Origin of the sequence: Cohaesibacter sp. CAU 1516 (genome assembly GCF_005771485.1) — a bacterium.
Taxonomy (GTDB): domain Bacteria; phylum Pseudomonadota; class Alphaproteobacteria; order Rhizobiales; family Cohaesibacteraceae; genus Cohaesibacter; species Cohaesibacter intestini.
The window spans coordinates 467,850-486,220 of record NZ_VANT01000002.1 but is presented as its reverse complement, the minus strand read 5'-3'; the positions used below and the strand labels follow the sequence as shown (position 1 = coordinate 486,220).

17 protein-coding genes are annotated in these 18,371 nt (G+C 56.8%); 8 read left to right on the top strand and 9 right to left on the bottom strand.

Features of this window, described 5'->3' with window-relative positions:
• The first annotated feature begins 159 nt into the window (after window positions 1-159).
• Both FDK21_RS09160 and mutM read left to right on the top strand, forming a co-directional pair.
• Window positions 160-1,353, top strand: a complete 1,194-nt coding sequence (locus FDK21_RS09160) for an aminotransferase class V-fold PLP-dependent enzyme (protein ID WP_245418339.1) — start codon at window positions 160-162, stop codon at window positions 1,351-1,353.
• A 9-nt stretch (window positions 1,354-1,362) separates the two neighbouring features.
• A complete protein-coding gene (gene mutM / locus FDK21_RS09155; RefSeq protein WP_138148268.1) occupies window positions 1,363-2,250 on the top strand; it encodes a bifunctional DNA-formamidopyrimidine glycosylase/DNA-(apurinic or apyrimidinic site) lyase in 888 nt (295 codons plus the stop codon).
• 4 nt (window positions 2,251-2,254) lie between these two features.
• On the opposite strand, the gene FDK21_RS09150 is transcribed toward mutM, so the two are convergent.
• The 8 genes from FDK21_RS09150 to rpmH form a co-directional block, all read right to left on the bottom strand.
• Complete coding sequence (locus FDK21_RS09150; RefSeq protein WP_138148267.1) at window positions 2,255-3,163, bottom strand: LysR substrate-binding domain-containing protein; 909 nt, start codon at window positions 3,161-3,163, stop codon at window positions 2,255-2,257.
• A 321-nt stretch (window positions 3,164-3,484) separates the two neighbouring features.
• On the bottom strand, window positions 3,485-5,068 hold the full coding sequence (locus FDK21_RS09145; RefSeq protein ID WP_114008142.1) for a bifunctional GNAT family N-acetyltransferase/carbon-nitrogen hydrolase family protein: 1,584 nt from the start codon (window positions 5,066-5,068) through the stop codon (window positions 3,485-3,487).
• Between the two features lie 224 nt (window positions 5,069-5,292).
• Window positions 5,293-6,201, bottom strand: a complete 909-nt coding sequence (gene argB, locus FDK21_RS09140) for an acetylglutamate kinase (RefSeq protein ID WP_114008143.1) — start codon at window positions 6,199-6,201, stop codon at window positions 5,293-5,295.
• A 131-nt stretch (window positions 6,202-6,332) separates the two neighbouring features.
• Window positions 6,333-6,911, bottom strand: coding sequence for a ribosome biogenesis GTP-binding protein YihA/YsxC (gene yihA, locus FDK21_RS09135; protein ID WP_246657542.1), 579 nt, complete (start codon window positions 6,909-6,911; stop codon window positions 6,333-6,335).
• Window positions 6,912-7,156: 245 nt separating this feature from the next.
• Complete coding sequence (locus FDK21_RS09130; RefSeq protein WP_138148266.1) at window positions 7,157-7,852, bottom strand: CatB-related O-acetyltransferase; 696 nt, start codon at window positions 7,850-7,852, stop codon at window positions 7,157-7,159.
• Between the two features lie 329 nt (window positions 7,853-8,181).
• Window positions 8,182-9,990, bottom strand: a complete 1,809-nt coding sequence (gene yidC / locus FDK21_RS09125) for a membrane protein insertase YidC (RefSeq protein ID WP_138148265.1) — start codon at window positions 9,988-9,990, stop codon at window positions 8,182-8,184.
• Between the two features lie 345 nt (window positions 9,991-10,335).
• Window positions 10,336-10,791 (bottom strand): ribonuclease P protein component, encoded by a 456-nt coding sequence (rnpA, locus tag FDK21_RS09120; RefSeq protein WP_138148264.1) that lies wholly within the window; start codon window positions 10,789-10,791, stop codon window positions 10,336-10,338.
• Window positions 10,792-10,916: 125 nt separating this feature from the next.
• The gene (gene rpmH, locus FDK21_RS09115) at window positions 10,917-11,051 is read right to left on the bottom strand and encodes a 50S ribosomal protein L34 (protein WP_114008147.1); all 135 of its coding nucleotides are present in this window, start codon (window positions 11,049-11,051) and stop codon (window positions 10,917-10,919) included.
• A 406-nt stretch (window positions 11,052-11,457) separates the two neighbouring features.
• Between rpmH and FDK21_RS09110 the strand changes: the two genes are divergently transcribed.
• The 5 genes from FDK21_RS09110 (at window position 11,458) to arfB (ending at window position 16,053) form a co-directional block, all read left to right on the top strand.
• Complete coding sequence (locus FDK21_RS09110) at window positions 11,458-12,330, top strand: DUF547 domain-containing protein (RefSeq protein WP_138148263.1); 873 nt, start codon at window positions 11,458-11,460, stop codon at window positions 12,328-12,330.
• A gap of 2 nt (window positions 12,331-12,332) precedes the next feature.
• Complete coding sequence (locus FDK21_RS09105; RefSeq protein WP_246657533.1) at window positions 12,333-13,142, top strand: TVP38/TMEM64 family protein; 810 nt, start codon at window positions 12,333-12,335, stop codon at window positions 13,140-13,142.
• A 70-nt stretch (window positions 13,143-13,212) separates the two neighbouring features.
• Window positions 13,213-14,673, top strand: coding sequence for an FAD-dependent oxidoreductase (locus FDK21_RS09100; protein WP_114008149.1), 1,461 nt, complete (start codon window positions 13,213-13,215; stop codon window positions 14,671-14,673).
• A gap of 87 nt (window positions 14,674-14,760) precedes the next feature.
• Window positions 14,761-15,570: a tellurium resistance protein TerC gene (locus FDK21_RS09095; protein WP_138148261.1), complete on the top strand. Its 810-nt coding sequence runs from the start codon at window positions 14,761-14,763 to the stop codon at window positions 15,568-15,570.
• A 54-nt stretch (window positions 15,571-15,624) separates the two neighbouring features.
• On the top strand, window positions 15,625-16,053 hold the full coding sequence (gene arfB, locus FDK21_RS09090) for an alternative ribosome rescue aminoacyl-tRNA hydrolase ArfB (protein ID WP_114008151.1): 429 nt from the start codon (window positions 15,625-15,627) through the stop codon (window positions 16,051-16,053).
• Window positions 16,054-16,064: 11 nt separating this feature from the next.
• On the opposite strand, the gene FDK21_RS09085 is transcribed toward arfB, so the two are convergent.
• Window positions 16,065-17,594 (bottom strand): YifB family Mg chelatase-like AAA ATPase, encoded by a 1,530-nt coding sequence (locus FDK21_RS09085; protein WP_138148260.1) that lies wholly within the window; start codon window positions 17,592-17,594, stop codon window positions 16,065-16,067.
• 217 nt (window positions 17,595-17,811) lie between these two features.
• Here FDK21_RS09085 and FDK21_RS09080 point away from each other — a divergent pair, with 217 nt between their 5' ends.
• Window positions 17,812-18,324: a methylated-DNA--[protein]-cysteine S-methyltransferase gene (locus FDK21_RS09080; protein ID WP_138148259.1), complete on the top strand. Its 513-nt coding sequence runs from the start codon at window positions 17,812-17,814 to the stop codon at window positions 18,322-18,324.
• The last annotated feature ends 47 nt before the right edge of the window (window positions 18,325-18,371 follow it).

Below are 18,371 nucleotides of genomic sequence, written 5' to 3'. Positions count from 1 at the left end.
GTATGCGGGTCTCTAACGCTTTCGTTTGGCGAGCGAGAGGCATGATCTTGACCGGCGAAATGATCCGGCCAGAACGCGCCTTGCCACGGGCGGATGCCATTGATACGGTGTCGCCCTTACAAATGGGGCAATAGCATCGTCAGAGGATGGGAAACAATCATGAATCTAATCATGGATATCGAGAGAGTTCGCGCCGACACACCCGGAACCCGCCATGGCATTCACTTGCTGGCCTGCGGCGCTGCGTTGATGCCCCAGCAAGTGGTCGACGCCATCGTCGCGCATACTGAACTTGAAGCCCGGATTGGCGGCTATGAAGCCTATCGGGCGCGAGCGGAAGAGCTGGACGCCACCTATGACAGCGTGGCGCGGCTTCTCAATGCCAAGCCACAGGAAATCGCTCTGGTGGAAAATGCCACGGTCGGCTGGTGCATGGCCTTTTATTCTCTGCCTTTGAAGGCTGGAGATCGGATTCTCACCTGTGAAGCGGAATATGCTGCCAATTACGTCGCTTTCCTGCAACGGGCCAAGCGCGACGGGATCATCATTGATGTGGTGCCGAGTGATGCCTCTGGCGGGCTGGATGTGGTGGCACTCGAAGAGATGATCACCGAGCAGACAGCTCTGATTGCCACGACATGGATTCCAACCAATGGCGGTCTGATCAATCCGGCAGAGAAGATCGGTGCGATAGCCAAGCAACACGACATTCCCTTTCTGCTTGATGCCTGTCAGGCGGTGGGGCAGATGCCAGTGGATGTCGAGGCGCTGCAATGCGACTTCCTGTCGGCCACGGCCCGCAAGTTCCTGCGCGGACCGCGTGGGTCTGGTTTTCTCTATGTGCGGGAAAAGTGGCTCGAGACGCTGGAGCCGGTGATGATCGACCATTTTGCCGCCCCGTGGGTCTCCCGCGATGCGTATGAGCTGCGACCGGATGCGCGGCGCTTTGAAAACTGGGAAAACAATTATGCCCTGCGTGCCGGCCTGAAAGCAGCCTGCGACTATGCGCTCGAACTCGGCCTTGATGCGATCCAGCAGCGCTCTTTTGGCCTCGCCACCCTGTTGCGCGAGCAGCTTTTGACCTTGCCGGGTGCTCAGATCCGCGATATCGGTGCCGAGCAATGCGCCATTGTCAGCTTCACCATTGAGGGGCTCGATCCGGCGGTAACGGTCAACAAATTGCGGGAAAATGGCATTGCCATCGGAACATCCACCCTGTCCAGCACACGCATTGATGGGGAACGCCGCCAGTTGCCGCTGATGTTGCGGGCCGCACCCCATTATTACAATACCGAAGAGGACATCTTCGCCCTGATCGCTGCCCTTAAGGCGGAAATGCAGGCGGACTTGTAGGGAGCTTTCATGCCTGAATTGCCTGAGGTTGAAACCGTGCGCCGGGGTCTGGCCCCGGTCATGGAAGGGGCGACCATTCGACAAGCCGATGTTCGGCGCAAAAATCTGCGCTTTGACTTTCCAGACCAACTGGCCGAGCGGCTGCTAGGGCGACAGGTCATTTCCCTTGGCAGGCGGTCGAAATATCTGCTGGCCGATCTGGATGATGCGCAGGTGCTGGTGATGCATCTGGGCATGTCCGGCTCGTTCCGGGTGGTGGAGGCGGAAGACGCTCATTTGATCGGTGAGGAGAGCTTTCACCGGGCGCGTGGCAAGCTGCCACAGCATGATCATGTGGTGCTACACCTGACCTCTGGCGCGTCGGTGCTTTACAATGATCCACGGCGCTTCGGCTTTTTCGATCTGATCCCACGCGCGGTTCTGGCCGAGCATCCCTATTTTGCCAAATTGGGGGTCGAACCGGTGGGCAACATGCTGGATGCGACCTATTTGGCGGCGCGGTTCTCTGGCAAGAAGACGCCGCTGAAAACTGCCCTGCTCGATCAGCATATCATTGCGGGCCTTGGCAATATCTATGTTTGCGAGGCGCTCTATCGCTCAGGGCTCGATCCGAAACGCGCGGCGGGCAGCCTTGTCACCAAGGCTGGCAAGGCATCCGCCAAGCTTCAATTGCTGACCGACGAGATCCGCGCCACCATCGCCGAAGCGATTGAGGCGGGCGGATCAACCTTGCGTGATCATACCCGCGCGGATGGATCGCTAGGTTATTTCCAGCATCGTTTCAAGGTCTATGACCGGGAGGGTGACCCGTGCCAGAATGAGGCTTGCTCGGGGACAATTGAACGCTTCACCCAAAGCGGGCGGTCGACCTTCTTTTGCCCCAAATGCCAGAAATGAAGCCCTAAACGCGGTCGCTACCCCATTGTTGCAGCGAGTCTTCCAGCTCCCTGATCAGCCAGCAGCGGAATCGCTTGACCGCCTGATTGGTTTCGGCCTGTTTGCTGGTAACGAACCAGTAGCTCGACCCAACCTCGGACCGGAGGGCAAAGGGCGAGGCGACCAGTCCGCGCTCCAGGGCATCACAGGCCAGCGTTTCCCACGCCATGAAAATCCCCTGCCCGGTCATTGCCGCATCAAGGCAAAGGGAGCCGTCAGGATAAGTGGGGCCGGGTTTGAGCGCTGTATCCTTCACCCCCATATCGGACAGCCAGGCATCCCAGCCGATATAGTTTTCATTCTCACGGATCACAGGGAACGCCAGAAGGTCGGCGGGGCTTTTGACTTGCGCAGCAATTGCCGGAGAACAGACCGGAAAAACCCGTTTGTCCAGCAGCTTCGTCGCACCTTCGCCTGCTCCCATATCAGGGCCGACGCGAATGCCGACATCAGCTTCGGAATTGTCGAGATCCACCACATCATTGGCTGGCAGAATATGCAGGGAAATATCCGGATTCTGGTCGGTGAAATGCTTGATCCGCCAGATCAACCAGCGGCTGGCAAAAATCGTTGCGACGGTCACCGTCAGACTATTCTTCCGGGTTTGCTGCAAATCGGCGACAATGCCCGACAAGTCCCGAAAGGTTGCTGTCAGTCTGGACGCGACCGCGCGGCATGTGTTCGTTGGTTCGAGGCCGGTCGAGGAGCGGATGAACAGTGTTTGGCCCAAGGCGGCTTCTGCCTTTGCCAGTCTTTGGCTGAGCGCACCGGGCGTGACGCCAAGCTCATCAGCCGCCCCGCGCAATGTGGCATGGCGGGCGAGCACCTCAATGGTCCTGAGCGTCGACAGCGAGAGCGAGTTTAGGTTTTGCATTTAGCAAATCTAAACGCCACGCCTCCAGAAGTCGATTCCCAAAAACCGCAAGTCTCGCCATAAGGAGGGCATGACACATGTATTTTCGACATTCTTCGCCTGTTTTTGGATGCGATTGCTCCAGAGGGGGCGTTTATTTTGCGATTGCAGACATCAGGAAATGGACTATGCAAGAGATCCACTGGCCCACCCTGATATCCTGCGGATGAGCGAACAACAAAAGGCAGATCTGCCCTTCACACCAGCTAAGAACGAGGCCGGCTGAGCCAATCGAATGGTGGTTGACGGCTGCCTGATCTGCAGGCAGCCGTCAAACGAGGCTCATTTTTTGTTCAGCTTGATGGCCGGTTCCTGCTGGGGTGGGGATTTGGGGTTCCACTCCACCCGGTATAGGTCAAACCTGCGGTCCTTCAGATTCTGAACCGTGCCAGAATTGCGGCTGACATTGAGTTGATCAATCACCAGATCCGAGAAAATGATGGTTTCGGTGTTGGTATCGGCCAGTGCCGCAATGCCATCGCGGGCAAAGGGAAAATCACATGGGGTGAAAATGCCGCTCTCGGCATAATGCACATCCATATTCTCCACGTCCGGCAGGTTGCCGACCATGCCGGAGGTGACCACATAGATCTGGTTCTCCACCGCTCTGGCCTGACAGCAATAACGCACACGCAGATAGCCCTGCCGCTCATCGGTGCAGAAAGGCACAAACAGGATTTTCATGCCCTGATCCGTCAGGTGGCGTGTCAGTTCCGGAAATTCGGAATCGTAACAGACCAGCACCCCGATCGGGCCGCAGTCTGTCTGGATCGCCTTGAGTTTGTCACCACCCTCAATATTCCACCAATAGCTCTCGTTTGGTGTCGGATGGATCTTCGACTGGGTATGGACCGCACCTGTGCGCAGAAAGACATAGGCCAAATTTTCCAGACTGTCATCCTTCATCAAGGTGGGATGGCTGCCACCGATGATGTTGATATTGTAGGAAATCGCCAGATTCTGCATGAAGGTGACGAACTTCTCCGTATAGGTCGACAGTTTTTCGATCGATTCCTGCGGCGACAGGCGTTTGCGTTCAATCGACAATAACGGGATCGTCAGCATTTCGGGGAAGACGACAAAATCGGATCGATAGTCCGCCGCAACATCGACAAAATATTCAAGCTGGGCAGCAAAATCCTCAAAAGAGGACACTTTGCGGGCCTGAAGCTGCACCGACGCCACACGGACCGAATCCCGCGACAGGCCGCGCATGGAATGAGGCTTGGGCTGATCCCGATCGATCTTGGGATTGTACCAGACCATATGGGTCGCATAGCCCAGAGATGGCTTGTCACACGGCAGATAGCCCTTGAGCAGGCCAATCACCTCGAAGCCATTGCGCATCTGGAAACCGATCACCGGATCCTTCTGCTTGCCGCTCAGGACCTGCTCGAGATAGTTCTCCGGCGACCCCCATCTTTTCACCCGCTTTTTCAGATTGGGCATACGGCCGCCAAAAACAATGCCCTTGAGCTCATATTCCTCACACAAATGCTTGCGGGCATCATAGAGACGCTGACCAATACGCAGTCCGCGGAAGCGCTCATCCACGATCACTTCCATGCCATAGAGATAGTCACCGTCCGGATTGTGTCGGGAGGCAAAGCCATAGCCAGTGATGCCGTGCCATGTGTGGGGCTTGAGCGCGATGTCGCCGGAAATGATAAAGGTGGCGCAATGACCAATGACCTCACCATTGTAGGTGGTGACAAACTGGCCTTCCGGGAAGGTTGAAATCTGGCCGCCGAGCATCTCTTCCTGTATGGCATCGTCCCCATACACTTTCACGCTCAGGCTGGTAATGGCGGCAATATCCTCATGGGTTGCCAGCCGGACGATCACGTCGATGTCCTTGGTTGTCATGTTTCACTCTCAAGTATCACCTGCAAATTGGGCAGGTATTTCCCTTTGACAATGCCCCAACCATCTGTCTTTGCAAGCGAAATAAGCAGTTTTCCGGGGAGATATGTGATCAATGCACTGTCAAGTCATGCGGCAATCCGTTTGCGAGACGCTGTCTGGCAAAGTTTGAAACGCAAAAAAGGGAGCCAGAGGCTCCCTTTGATGATTTCGCTCAATCGACCCACTCAGTGGGTCAACAGGGTGCCCGCGCCACCTTCGGTGAACAGTTCGAGCAGCACCGCGTGCGGCACCTTGCCATCAAGGATGACAACCCCTTCGACGCCCTTGTTGAGGGCTTCGATGCAGGTTTCTACCTTGGGGATCATGCCGCCATTGATTGTCCCGTCGGCGATCAGCGCGTGGGCCTCTTTGATGGTCAGTTGCTTGATCAGCTTGCCGTCCTTGTCGAGCACGCCGGGCACATCCGTCAGGAACAACAGGCGCTTGGCATCGACCGCTCCGGCGATGGCACCGGCAAAGGTGTCGGCATTGATGTTGTAGGTATAGCCATCAGCACCGGGGGCAACCGGCGCAATAACCGGGATGAGGGCATCACGGGCCACCATGTCGATCACGGACCGGTCAACCTTTTTCGGCTCGCCGACAAAGCCGAGATCGACCACTTCCTCGATGGCACTGTTCGGGTCACGGATGGTGCGGGTGAGCTTTTCCGCCAACACCATATTGCCATCCTTGCCGCAAAGGCCAACGGCGCGACCGCCCTCAGCATTGATGTTGCTGACGATGGATTTGTTGATCGAGCCAGCCAGCACCATTTCGACAACTTCCACGGTGTGGGCATCGGTGACGCGCAGGCCGCCCTTGAATTCGGACTGAATGCCAAGACGCTCGAGCATGGTCTTGATCTGCGGCCCACCGCCATGGACGACCACCGGTTTGACGCCAGATTGTTTCAGCAGCACGATATCTCGGGCAAAAGCACGGCCCAGTTCCGGGTCTCCCATGGCATGGCCGCCATACTTGACCACCACCGACTGACCATCATAGCGCTGCATGTAGGGAAGTGCTTGGGAAATGGTTTTGGCGCGGTTGGCGGCCTTGGTCAGAGCGTCGGGTTGAGCGGTGTCAGACATGGCAATGATCTCATGCTTTGGGATTACATTCTGACAAAGCTCTATAGACCTTCCGACACTCGGAGGCAACTATGCTGTATAGAGGCATGCTTAAAGAATAAAATTTTCCAAAGCCAATTGCGGTCCGCGGCTCAGAAGCCCTCGGCCAAGAGCTGCATTTCGGCCCGCAGGCGCTTGATGCCGATCTTCTTGTCTGATGACGTGAGCAGGATTTCCGGGTGGGCAGCAGGGCGTTTTTTCAGGCCCAGACGCACCTTGTCGATCACCTTGTTCAGGTCGGAGAGCTTGGTCTTGTCGACCTTGGTCAACACCACCTGATAGTTGACCGCCGCCTTGTCGAGCGTCGTCATCACCTCGGTATCATTGGGCTTGAGCCCGTGGCGGCTGTCGATCAGGACATAGACACGGCGCAGATTGGGGCGACCACGCAGATAATCGAGGATCAGCTCGTTCCAGGCGGCGACTTCTTTCTTGGACGCCTTGGCATAGCCATAGCCGGGCATGTCGCAAATAACCAAGGTAGGCTCTTTTTCCGGGCGGAAGAAGTTGAGTTCCTTGGTCCGGCCCGGTGTGTTGGAGGTCCGGGCCAGTGCCTTGCGGCCCGTGATGGCATTCAACAACGAGGATTTGCCAACATTTGAGCGCCCAGCGAACGCAATTTCGACGCCTTCGATGGGTGGCAGCTGGTGGAAGAATTTGGTACCCCACATGAAATCCCATGCCTGAGCAAACAGCAATCGGCCGCGCTCTGCAATCTCTTCCTCGACCTCATCATCGCCGACAAGCGCCGCAAGGGAGGCGTCCTGATTGTCTTCGGGCATAGGGGCGGTCTGGTCGTGGTCAGTCATGATCGGCTTCCGGTTGAGGGTGAATGCACCAAGGCAGGCCATCGTTAGCTTGCCTTGGGGAAAGACTCAAGGGAAATCGCGGCAAAAGCGCTTCACTGATCGCCAGATTACGCGTCCGGAGGACCACCGAATTCATCGGACCGCAGCGTGCGGGCGGCCTGTTCCAATGCATCGATGTCCGCACCCTGAATGCGTGTGCGATAGCGGGTGATCATCGCCACCGGCCAATTCCACCAACCGATCGCCAGCAGACGATCGATCTCCTCGGGCGCGAAACGGCTTTTGACCAGTTTGGCTGGATTGCCCGCAACGATGCCATAGGCCGGGACGTCACGGCTGACCACCGCATTGGAGGCAATGATGGCACCGGAACCGATCGTCACGCCGGGCAGGATCGTGGCCTTGCGGCCAATCCAGACATCATGGCCAACCACGGTGTCTCCCCGGGATTGCGCCTTGAAAATCTCGATGTCGAAATCCGCGTCCCAACCATTGCCCATCACACCGAAGGGATAGGTCGAGATGCCGGTCATGTCGTGGTTGGCCCCATTCATGATGAAGGTCGCCCCGGTGGCAATGGCGCAGAACTTACCGATGATCAACCGGTCGCCAAGGAAATCATGATGATGCAGCACATTTCGCTGCTCGAATTTTTCCGGCCCGTCGGGATCGTCATAATAGGTAAAGTCGCCAACCGAAATGTTCGGGTTGGTGATGAGCGGTTTCAAAAAGGCGAAGCGTTTGAATTCGGCCTTCGGATAGGGATAGTTCGGGTCGGGATGCGTGCGTGTCTGATCTTGCATGGATGTCTCTCTGTTTCGTCTGGAAAGGGATCAACGAAAGACAGCAGCCGAGCCATCGTGCGCGAATATGAAGGCCACCCCGTCAAAGAAGGCGGAACGGATGCGCGGGCGAAAAGGCATAAAGGGCTGCTGTGGTCAGAGAATCACGACACGGGTCCTTGTTCGGGAGGCTGGATGCAATAGGGTCGATGAGAACAGCATATCAAACTGGGTGGACAGTGCAACAGCAGCCAAACACCCGCGCTTCCTTCCCTCATGCTTAGTGGCATCGACGCAACAAAAAAGGCGACCCGGTTGGGTCGCCTTTTCAGTTGTTTTTGTGTCAGGCCCTAACTCTCGGCTTTTTTGCGCGAGAAGGTGTCCTTGATATTCTTGAAGATCTCAACCTTGGCACCATGACGACGCATGATGGCTGCCTGCTGGAGGATCGACAGGGAGTTGTTCCATGCCCAGTAGATCACCAGACCAGCCGGGAAGGTGGCCAGCATGAAGGTGAAGATCACTGGCATCCAGTTGAAGATCATCTGCTGGGTTGGATCCGGCGGGGATGGGTTCAGCTTCATCTGGACGAACATGGTGATACCCATGATCAGTGGCCAAATGCCCAGAACGAGGAAGCTTGGCGCATCCCACGGTATCAGACCAAACAAGGTGAAGATGTTGGTCGGATCCGGCGCGGACAAATCCTTGATCCAGCCAAAGAAAGGCGCATGACGCATTTCGATGGTGATATAGAGGACCTTATAGAGCGAGAAGAAGACCGGAATCTGAATCAGGATCGGCAGACAACCGGCAAGCGGATTGACCTTTTCTTCCTGATAGAGCTTCATCACGGCCTGCTGCTGGCCCTGCTTGTCGTCGCCAAACTGCTTCTTGATTTCTTCCATCTTCGGCTGCAACAGCTTCATCTTCGACATGGAAGCATAAGACTTGTTGGCGAGCGGGAAGAAGATCAACTTGACCAGAACAGTGATCAGCAGGATCGCGATACCGAAGTTGCCAACCAGACCATAGAGTTGGTCGATCGCCCAGAACATCGGTTTGGTGATGAAGTAGAACCAGCCCCAGTCGATCATCAGATCGAAATTCAGCGCTTCGGTCTTTTCCTGCACCGCTTCAAGAGTGCTGACTTCCTTGGCACCGGCAAACAGAGCCGAGGTATAGGAAAGCTCACCCCCGGCCGGGACACTGACCTGATCACCCAGATAATCGGACTGGAAGGCCGGTTTGCCCGCGATCTCATTGTAGCGGAAAGCAGGCTGGAAAGCATTCTTCTGGCTTGGGATCAGCGCGGTCGCCCAATATTTGTCGGTGATGCCGACCCAACCACCAACGGATTTCACCGGTTGAACCAAACGGTCTTCCGTGATGTCCTTATAGTCGACTTCCTGCAGACCTTCTTCGCCGGCAACGCCGATCAGGCCTTCATGCAGAATATAAAGCCCCGCAGTTGCTGGCTGACCATGACGGGATACAAGACCGTAAGGATAAAGGGCAACGGCAGCGTCGGTGTTATTCTTGACGGTCTGCTCGACCGTGAAGAGATAGTCATTGTCAACGCTAATGGTGCGCGTGAAGGTCAAGCCTGCGCCATTGTCCCAAGTGAGAACCAGTGGGGTCTCGGGGGTCAGTGTCGCGCCGTCTTCTGCGGTCCATTCGGTCTTGCTGTTTGGCAAGCTGGCTTTGCTGCCACCATCCACCCAACCGAACTCGGCATAGTAAGGCTTCGTGCTACCCGATGGAGACAACAGCGTGATGGTCGCGCTGTTTTTATCAAGGGTCTCACGATATTTGCTCAGATGCAGATCGTCGATGCGTGCGCCGGTGAGATTGATGGAACCGGTCAGATTTTCGGTCTTGATATCAACCCGCTTGGACGGCTGCATGTCCGTTTCGCTGACCTGCGGCACGGTGCCCGGAACGGCCACATTGCCTGCAGAGACGCTTGGCACCGTGCCCGGCTGGGCTTCGGTTGGTGCAGCTGTCTGGCTCTGTTCGGCAGTCTGCTTCTGCGCTGCCAATCGTTCTTGCCGTTCCTGTTCTGCCTGCATCTGTGGTCCGGCGACAAAATACTGCCAGCCGAACAAGACGACAAACGAAAGAGCAATGGCAAGGAAGAAATTGCGATTATTTTCCATCGACTTTCTTCATCCCGTTTTCTCAAACTCCCGGTCGAACCCAATGTCGCCGTGAGCCTCTCGATCTCTCAGATGATCAATCCCGCCGCCATGTCCTAAGTCAATTTCCTAGGTTAATTGACCCAGTCAGTGACCCGGCCAATCGGTCGGCGGTCTGATCTCTTGCGAACCGGAGCGCCTTCAAGGTGCTCGCCGCTTCGCTCTCATGGTGATGCACTTGGCTTCTGACCTTTGCCAGTTCAAGTGCGCGGATGGTTCCATGCTGCCAAAAACAACCGTTTGAGGCGTCGCTCACAAAAGCCATCCGTCGAATTGGCCCTGTTTTGCGGCAATGGATGCACAAAATCAATGGCTCTTTTGTGCGGATTGCTCTTTGGGACCTGCCCCGGGGTCCGGTCTTGTCGGTTTGTTGGACTTTTGTCCCCGATCTGACCCGTCTTTCGGGCGCCGCTTTCGTTGTGGCTCGGTCTTCCCGCGCGCCAGATCGCGTGTGCATCCCTTGAAGTCGGCGATCATCCCCTCAAAGGGAAGATGCAGGCCACCCAGCTTGCCGATCAGAACATAGTCCCACCCATTGCTCAGATGATCAGGGCCATGCAACCGGGCCAATTCCCGCAATCGGCGCTTCACCCGGTTGCGCACAACCGCATTGCCAACTTTCTTGGTGACGGTGAAGCCGACTCGCGCCGGTTTGTCATCTTCAGGCAATCGGCGAACCGCTTGAAGCACAAAACCGCGACGCGAGAGACGAACTCCCTTGGCCGCGGTTAAAAATTCACTGCGCTTTTTCAATCGAAGCATGTCTGCCACCTGGAAGCGCTGTGTGCCGGGGTTTGACTTCCGATTTTCATTTTCCAGAGCCCAGACACACAAAACCGCCAGATCGAAGCCGGTAAGCTCAATGCTGGCGGTTGTTGCTGTTTGCCTTAGGCAGAAAGACGCTTGCGTCCCTTTGCACGGCGGCGAGCCAGAACCTGGCGGCCATTTTTCGTTGCCATGCGTGCCCGGAAGCCGTGACGGCGCTTACGCACCAGACGGCTCGGCTGAAAAGTCCGTTTCATGGGCTCATACCGCTTTCGCGGCCCCTATTCTTGATTTTTTCAAATCCCATCAGGGCGGGTAAAAAAGAGCGCCTCGAACGAGACGCTTTCCGCGAACCTGATACACTTGCGTCGGCTTATACGGAGATGCGCGTCGCGAGTCAATCATGATTGGCGAGAAAAAGCCAACTTTTGCGTTTCTTTACCCGTAACTCGCATCCAAGCGAAGCTTCATGCGTCCGTGGCAGCCCTTTGAGTTCATAACAGGGCCGTGAGGCGGGCTTGAAGGCAGATCAAATGACGGTGAGAGCCGTCACAAGTCCTGAATTTCCTTCTATATAAGATTGGAAAGGCGGATCGCAAACGGGCCTGATCCAGCCACACGACACTATCGACACCTGTTTCACAGATTAACCCGAAGAGAATCATGTCCCAACACACAAACACAAGCCAGCCCCAAACAACAGCCAAACAGCTGCAGCCACAGGCCGTGACACTGAAACTGGCTTTCAGTCTGTTGGCTGCTGCGGGCATGATTGTCGCCCTCTCCCATGGTCCCGCCCATGCGTCAGCGCTGTCCAGGCATTTTCAGCCACAGGGCAATGGAAGCGTGGATCATTCGGGCTTCAGCACCTTGTTGGCACGCTATGTGGTCAAGACCGGGGATGGTTCAACACGGGTGAATTACCGTGGCTTGCAAGCGGCTCGGCCGCAATTGCAGGCCTATCTGGCGCAAATGCAGAAGGTTTCCGTACCAACCCTGTCAAACAACGCGGCCAAGGCTTACTGGATCAATCTCTATAATGCCAAGACACTGGATGTGATCCTCGAGCATTATCCTGTCCAGTCGATCCGCGACATCAAACTTGGCGGCCTGTTTTCGTCCGGCCCGTGGAAAAAGGAGCTGGTGACGGTCGGCGGCAAGGCTTTGTCGCTTGATGACATCGAGCATGAGATTGCCCGCGCGACATGGAAGGATCCACGGCTCCATTATGGGTTCAATTGTGCCTCCATCGGCTGCCCGGATTTGCGTCAGGAGGCCTATCGCGGCAAGGCCATCGACAAACAGCTGGATCAGGCGGCCCGCGCCTTTGTCAATCATCCGCGCGGCATCAAGGCTGGCGGAACCGGAGTGACCGTCTCCAGCCTTTACAAATGGTACAAGTCGGACTTTGGCTCTGCCAATCAAATGCGGGCCCACTGGCTCAAATATGCCAATCCAACCCTGCAAACACGACTTCAGAAGAATAGCAAAATCAATGACTATCGGTATGACTGGTCGTTGAATGAGGCACGATAACCATGGCAGAACAGATGACACACAGCGCACAGAATAACAGCAGTGGCTCCGGCCTTGCTGGCAAGCTGAAAAAATGGGGTCCGCTGATTGCCATTGGCGGGTTGATGGCCTTTGGCTTCTCCCAGGGCTGGCATCACTATCTCAGCCTTGATTCGCTGGTCCGACATCGCGAATGGCTGGCAAGTCAGGTCAGCGCGCATTATGGACTGATGCTGGGCGGCTATATGCTGGCCTATATTCTCGCAGTGGCCTTGTCCTTTCCCGGCGCCTCCTTCCTGACCATTGCCGGGGGCTTGCTGTTTGGCTGGGCCATTGGCGGGGCAGCCACGGTGTTGGCGGCGACGGTGGGCGCATCGGTGATCTTTCTGGCCACACGTTCGGCCTTCGGCGCATCGCTGCGGGCACGGGCTGGCGGCTTTGTTGACCGGTTCAGCGAAGGATTTCGAGACAATGCCTTCAGTTACCTGTTGTTCCTGCGTCTCGTACCGGTTTTTCCCTTCTGGTTGATCAATGTGGTGCCGGCGCTTTTCAATGTGCGGCTCGGCGTCTATTTCCTTGCCACGCTTGTCGGCATCTTGCCGGGCACCTTTGCCTATGCCTTCATTGGGGCGGGGCTCGACAGCATCATCGCGGCTCAAAAGGCGGCCAATCCAGCCTGTGCCACCGACCCCAATTGCAGTGTGACGCTGGACACCTCAGCCCTCATCACGCCGGAGTTGATTGCCGCCTTTGTGGCGCTGGGTGTCGTATCGCTGATCCCACCCGCCCTCAAGGCGGTCAAAAAATGGCGCGGTAGCAAAGAAAGCTCTTGAAAGACCGGGCGTTGAACACGCAAAACTAATAAGCATGGCGAGCGAGTGATTGCGCCCGAAAGGAAGACTCATGACTGAACAGATCAAAGCCGACATTTGCGTCATCGGAGCAGGCTCGGGCGGATTGACCGTGGCGGCCGCAGCCGCTGCTTTCGGGGAAAAGGTCGTCTTGTTGGAAAAGGGCAAGATGGGGGGCGATTGCCTGAATTATGGCTGCGTGCCGTCCAAAGCCATGATCGCCGCAGGCAAGCAGGCCCATGGGATGCGCAATGCCCATCCGTTCGGTATCAGTTCGGTCGAACCGCGCGTCGACTATCAGGCGGTGCATGATCACATCCATTCCGTCATCGCGGCGATTGAGCCCAATGATTCGGTCGAGCGGTTCGAAGGGCTGGGTGTGCAAGTCATCCAGCAGGCCGGGCAGTTCAAGGATGCCAAAACGGTTGTCACCGCCGATGGTGAAACCGAGATCACTGCGCGCGCCTTTGTCATCGCCACGGGGTCGTCGGCCGCAAAATTGCCGATCCCCGGTCTGGACGCGGTCAACTATCTGACCAATGAGACGATTTTTACCCTCACCGAAAGACCGGAAAAGCTTGTCATCATTGGCGGCGGGCCGATCGGTATGGAGCTGGCACAGGCTCAGCGTCGACTCGGCGCCGAGGTGACCGTGCTCGAAGCGTTCAATGTGCTGGCGAAGGACGACCCGGAGCTGACCGCAGTGGTGATCGACCAGATCCGCAAGGATGGGGTGGAACTGCGCGAGGGCGTCAAGATTGCCCGCATCGAGCCAGCAGCGGACCCCGAAACCCATCCTCATGGGGCGCGCATCATTCTCACCACAGGAGAGGACGAAGCGGGCGAGGAAGAGGTGGTGGAAGCCACCCATTTGCTGGTTGCTGCCGGGCGCAGCCCCAATGTCGAAGGGTTGGCGCTGGAGAATGCCGAGATCGCCTATGATGCAAAAGGCATCAAGGTCAAACCGACGCTGAAAACAACCAACCGACGGGTCTATGCCATTGGCGATGTGACCGGTGGGCTGCAATTCACCCATGTTGCGGGCTATCATGCGGGTCTTGTCATTCGCTCGGTCCTGTTCAAGATGGGGGCCAAGGAAGATCGCTCGATCATTCCGTGGGTCACCTATACCGACCCGGAAATGGGGCATGTGGGGCTGAATGAAGATCAGGCCCGCGAAAAGCATCGTGGCTTTCAGGTGCTGCGCTGGCCCTATGGCGAGAATGACCGGGCGCAGGCAGAGCGCAAGACAAGCGGCCTGATCAAGGTGATTGTCGACAAGAAGGGCGTTGTGCTCGGGGCGTCTGTGGTGGGTGCCAATGCGGGCGAGATCATCAATATGTGGTCGCTGATCGTCAGCCAGAAAATGAATATCAAGGCCATCACCGGCTACATATCCCCCTACCCGACTTTCTCGGAGATTGGACGACGGGCGGCAATCACCTATTATGGCGATCTGCCGAAGAAGTCCTCGATTCGGCGTGTCATTTCCTTCTTCAAATCCTTTGGATAGAAGGCGCCATCGACCAACATTACCGAGCCCAAGATAGTGGTCATGGAGTCTTTTATCGCTGCCTATTGCACCGGATAAACTGACCCCATGGCTGAACTTTTCTCCCTCGACAATCTCTTTACCCTCCTGATGCTGACCCTGCTGCAAGCGGTGCTCGGCTTTGACAACCTGCTCTATATTTCCATCGAATCAAAACGGGTCGCGCCAGAGAAACAGGCGATGGTCCGAAAGGTCGGCATCGGGTTGGCCATCGGACTGCGGCTTTTGCTGCTATTTGCCATCATGTCGGCCATTTCCTACTTCCAGACACCGTTTGTCGCCTTCCATTGGGACGGTATTCTGGAGGGGGACGTCAATGTCCATGCATTGATCGTGCTGATCGGGGGCGTCTTTATCATCTATACCGCCTTCAAGGAAATCATGCATATGCTGAGCCTTGATGATCTGGAAAGCCATGGTTCGGAAGCCAAGCGATCTGCGGGTACGGCGATTGCCTGGATCGTGGTGATGAACCTGGTTTTCTCCTTCGATTCCATTTTGTCGGCCATGGCGCTGACCAATGTTTTTCTGGTGATGGCGGCTGCCATCGTCGTCTCCGGGCTTGGCATGATCTATCTGGCGGATACGGTGTCGGACTTTCTGCAAAAGAACCGCATGTATGAGGTGCTTGGCCTGTTTGTTCTGTTCATTGTCGGCATCATGCTGTTGTCCGAAGGCGGACATCTGGCGCATCTCTCCTTCTTTGGCTATCACATCGAGCCGATGGCCAAGAGCACCTTCTACTTCGTTCTGGCGGTGTTGGTGGTTGTCGATATCGTCCAAGGGCGTTATCAAAGGAAGCTGATTGCCAAGCGCGAGCTGGAACTGAAACGCGGCCAGATGAAGCATCCCGCCTGAAGGCCGTATCCCGAGAGCCATCGGGAAAAGCCGCCCGAAGAAAGCAGAAAGACCATGTCTGATCGCATCATCATCAAGGAAGGCTTGAGCCTTGATCCGGACGAGTTGGAGGAACGCTTCATCCGCGCCTCCGGTCCCGGCGGTCAGAATGTCAACAAGGTCTCGACGGCGGTGGAGTTGCGGTTTGACGTGCGCAATTCCCCCTCCCTGCCCGGTTATGTCAAAGCCAATCTGCGCCAGCAGGCCTCGCACTTGATGACACAGGACGGGGTTTTGGTGATGCAGGTGCAAAGCCATCGCACGCAGGCGCGCAACCGCGAAGAGGCGCTCGAGCGATTGGTGGCCCTGATCGACAAGGCAACCTACCGCCCAAAACGGCGCATTGCCACCAAGCCGACCCGGGCCAGCAAAAAGCGCCGGGTGGATAGCAAAACCAAGCGCGGTGCCCTGAAGAAAATGCGCTCGTCAAAAAGCTTCGACTGACCCTGCAGCCTTCACCCCACCAACGAGGTTTCTGCCGTCATGCGATAGCTCAGCGCTTCGGCTATGTCGGTTTTGCCGGGTTGGGTGCGTCCTGCGAGATCGGCCAGGGTTCGGGCAAGCTTCAATATGCGGTGATAGCCACGCGCCGACAGGGCCATGCTTTCGGCTGCATGAGCCAGCAGCCTGCGGGCTTCGCCCTTGACGTCACAGACTTGTTCAATGACGCTTGCCGGGCATTGAGCATTGGTCATGGTGGCAGAAAGACCAAGCGCCACAAAGCGCTGGCTTTGCAACAGCCGCGCATTGGCGACCCGCTCGGCCACCTGTTTTGAGCCTTCTTTCGACGGCGGCAACATCAGATCACTGGCGGAGACGGCAGGCACTTCGATGCGTAGATCGATGCGATCAAGCAAGGGACCGGAAATCCGGGCCTGATAATCGGCGGCGCAACGATTGCCCCTTTTGCAGACATAGCCCGGCTCACCTGCATGACCGCAACGACAGGGATTCATCGCCGCGATCAGTTGAAAGCGGGCTGGATAGGTCACCCGGTGGTTGGCGCGGGATATAACCGCCTCGCCGCTTTCGATCGGCTGGCGCAAACTGTCGAGCACTTGGGGCGAGAATTCCGGCAGTTCATCGAGAAACAATACCCCATTGTGCGACAAGGCCACCTCGCCCGGCTTGGCCTTCATACCGCCACCGACCATTGCCGCCATCGAGGCGGAATGATGGGGCGCCCGGAAGGGACGGGCGGGCGACAAGCGTCCCTGAGGCAACAGGCCGGCAATGGACTGGATCATTGATACATCGAGCAGTTCCGCCGGAGACAAGGGCGGCAGGACGGTCGGCAGGCGTGAGGCCAGCATGCTCTTGCCCGAGCCCGGCGGGCCGACCATCAGCATATTGTGGCCGCCCGCGGCAGCGACTTCGAGCGCCCGCTTGGCCAGTTCCTGGCCCTTGATATCCTTGAGATCCATCACTGCAACATCATTTTGGCGAATGCCTGCCCGGGGACGCGCCAAAAGCTGGCTGCCCTTGAAATGGTTCGCCAGCGAAATGAGACTGTCAGGCGCGAGTATATCCATGTCCGCATCGGCCCATGCGGCTTCCGGACCGCAGTCTTTGGGGCAAATCAGGCCACGGTCATCGGCATTGGCCGCCATGGCTGCCGGCAGAACCCCGATCACAGCCGCGAGCCGCCCATCAAGCGCCAGTTCCCCCAATACCGTGTAGGTATCAAGACAATCGGCCGGAATGGCTCCGATTGCCGCCATCAGGCCCAGAGCGATGGGCAAGTCAAAATGACTGCCTTCCTTAGGCAGGTCGGCAGGGGCAAGATTGATGGTGATGCGTTTGGGTGGCAGGGAAAGACCCGAAGCGGTCAATGCAGCACGCACCCGTTCGCGGCTTTCCGCCACTGCCTTGTCCGGCAACCCCACAATGGTAAAGGCAGGCAGGCCAGAGGCAACATGAACCTGCACATCCACGGGCCGGGCAGCGATGCCCTGAAAAGAGACCGTCTGAACATGAGCCACCATGGCTGCCTCGAAAACCTGAAATAGATGAAGAAAGAAATGCAACTTCTTGCAATCATAGAGGGAGCATTTGTCAGGATCAAGAACAAATATCGAACAATCGGCGACCTGTCCCCTTGGCCGTATGGGAAAAATCGGTGTATTAGGAAAGGTCAGGAACGAGAGCAAACCGGAAGGGAGCGGCAGGGTGATGCAGGATGCAAGAATAGGGAAAGCACCCATGCTCTATTGTCATCACGACAGTCCGATTGGACCGCTGACCTTTCATGGCATCGGTGACAGGCTTCATGGGTTGCATTTCGCCAAACAGGGCCAGCCAATCAAGCCTGAACCGGATTGGGTGGAGGAGGACCGTGCCTTTGGCGAGGCCCGGCGACAGGTGGATGCCTATTTTGCCGGAGATCTGACCCATTTCAGTCTCGACTATCATCTGGACGGCTCGCCCTTTCAGCTTGAGGTCTGGCATGCGCTTGAGGCCATTCCCTTTGGAGAATTGCGCTCCTATGGGGACATTGCCCGTGCGGTGGGGCAACCGGGTGGCGCGCAGGCGGTGGGGATGGCCAACAATGCCAATCCAATCCCGATCATCGTGCCCTGTCATCGGGTGATCGGCGCGGACGGCGCTCTGGTGGGCTTTGGCGGTGGATTGCAGACCAAAATCTGGCTTCTGGAGCATGAAAAGATCACTCCCAGTCAGGTCCATAGCCCCAACCAGATGGGGTTTGATTTTTAATCACCCCACACAGAGCATATGAAAAAACCGTCGCGCAGAGGCTGCAC

What these genes read in the sequence shown, in the direction of transcription:
- FDK21_RS09160 (WP_245418339.1), top strand. Translation starts at nt 160, where the DNA reads ATGAATCTAATCATGGATATCGAGAGAGTTCGCGCCGACACACCCGGA.
- mutM (WP_138148268.1), top strand. Translation starts at nt 1,363, where the DNA reads ATGCCTGAATTGCCTGAGGTTGAAACCGTGCGCCGGGGTCTGGCCCCG.
- FDK21_RS09150 (WP_138148267.1), bottom strand. Translation starts at nt 3,163, where the DNA reads ATGCAAAACCTAAACTCGCTCTCGCTGTCGACGCTCAGGACCATTGAG.
- FDK21_RS09145 (WP_114008142.1), bottom strand. Translation starts at nt 5,068, where the DNA reads ATGACAACCAAGGACATCGACGTGATCGTCCGGCTGGCAACCCATGAG.
- argB (WP_114008143.1), bottom strand. Translation starts at nt 6,201, where the DNA reads ATGTCTGACACCGCTCAACCCGACGCTCTGACCAAGGCCGCCAACCGC.
- yihA (WP_246657542.1), bottom strand. Translation starts at nt 6,911, where the DNA reads ATGTGGGGTACCAAATTCTTCCACCAGCTGCCACCCATCGAAGGCGTC.
- FDK21_RS09130 (WP_138148266.1), bottom strand. Translation starts at nt 7,852, where the DNA reads ATGCAAGATCAGACACGCACGCATCCCGACCCGAACTATCCCTATCCG.
- yidC (WP_138148265.1), bottom strand. Translation starts at nt 9,990, where the DNA reads ATGGAAAATAATCGCAATTTCTTCCTTGCCATTGCTCTTTCGTTTGTC.
- rnpA (WP_138148264.1), bottom strand. Translation starts at nt 10,791, where the DNA reads ATGCTTCGATTGAAAAAGCGCAGTGAATTTTTAACCGCGGCCAAGGGA.
- rpmH (WP_114008147.1), bottom strand. Translation starts at nt 11,051, where the DNA reads ATGAAACGGACTTTTCAGCCGAGCCGTCTGGTGCGTAAGCGCCGTCAC.
- FDK21_RS09110 (WP_138148263.1), top strand. Translation starts at nt 11,458, where the DNA reads ATGTCCCAACACACAAACACAAGCCAGCCCCAAACAACAGCCAAACAG.
- FDK21_RS09105 (WP_246657533.1), top strand. Translation starts at nt 12,333, where the DNA reads ATGGCAGAACAGATGACACACAGCGCACAGAATAACAGCAGTGGCTCC.
- FDK21_RS09100 (WP_114008149.1), top strand. Translation starts at nt 13,213, where the DNA reads ATGACTGAACAGATCAAAGCCGACATTTGCGTCATCGGAGCAGGCTCG.
- FDK21_RS09095 (WP_138148261.1), top strand. Translation starts at nt 14,761, where the DNA reads ATGGCTGAACTTTTCTCCCTCGACAATCTCTTTACCCTCCTGATGCTG.
- arfB (WP_114008151.1), top strand. Translation starts at nt 15,625, where the DNA reads ATGTCTGATCGCATCATCATCAAGGAAGGCTTGAGCCTTGATCCGGAC.
- FDK21_RS09085 (WP_138148260.1), bottom strand. Translation starts at nt 17,594, where the DNA reads ATGGTGGCTCATGTTCAGACGGTCTCTTTTCAGGGCATCGCTGCCCGG.
- FDK21_RS09080 (WP_138148259.1), top strand. Translation starts at nt 17,812, where the DNA reads ATGCTCTATTGTCATCACGACAGTCCGATTGGACCGCTGACCTTTCAT.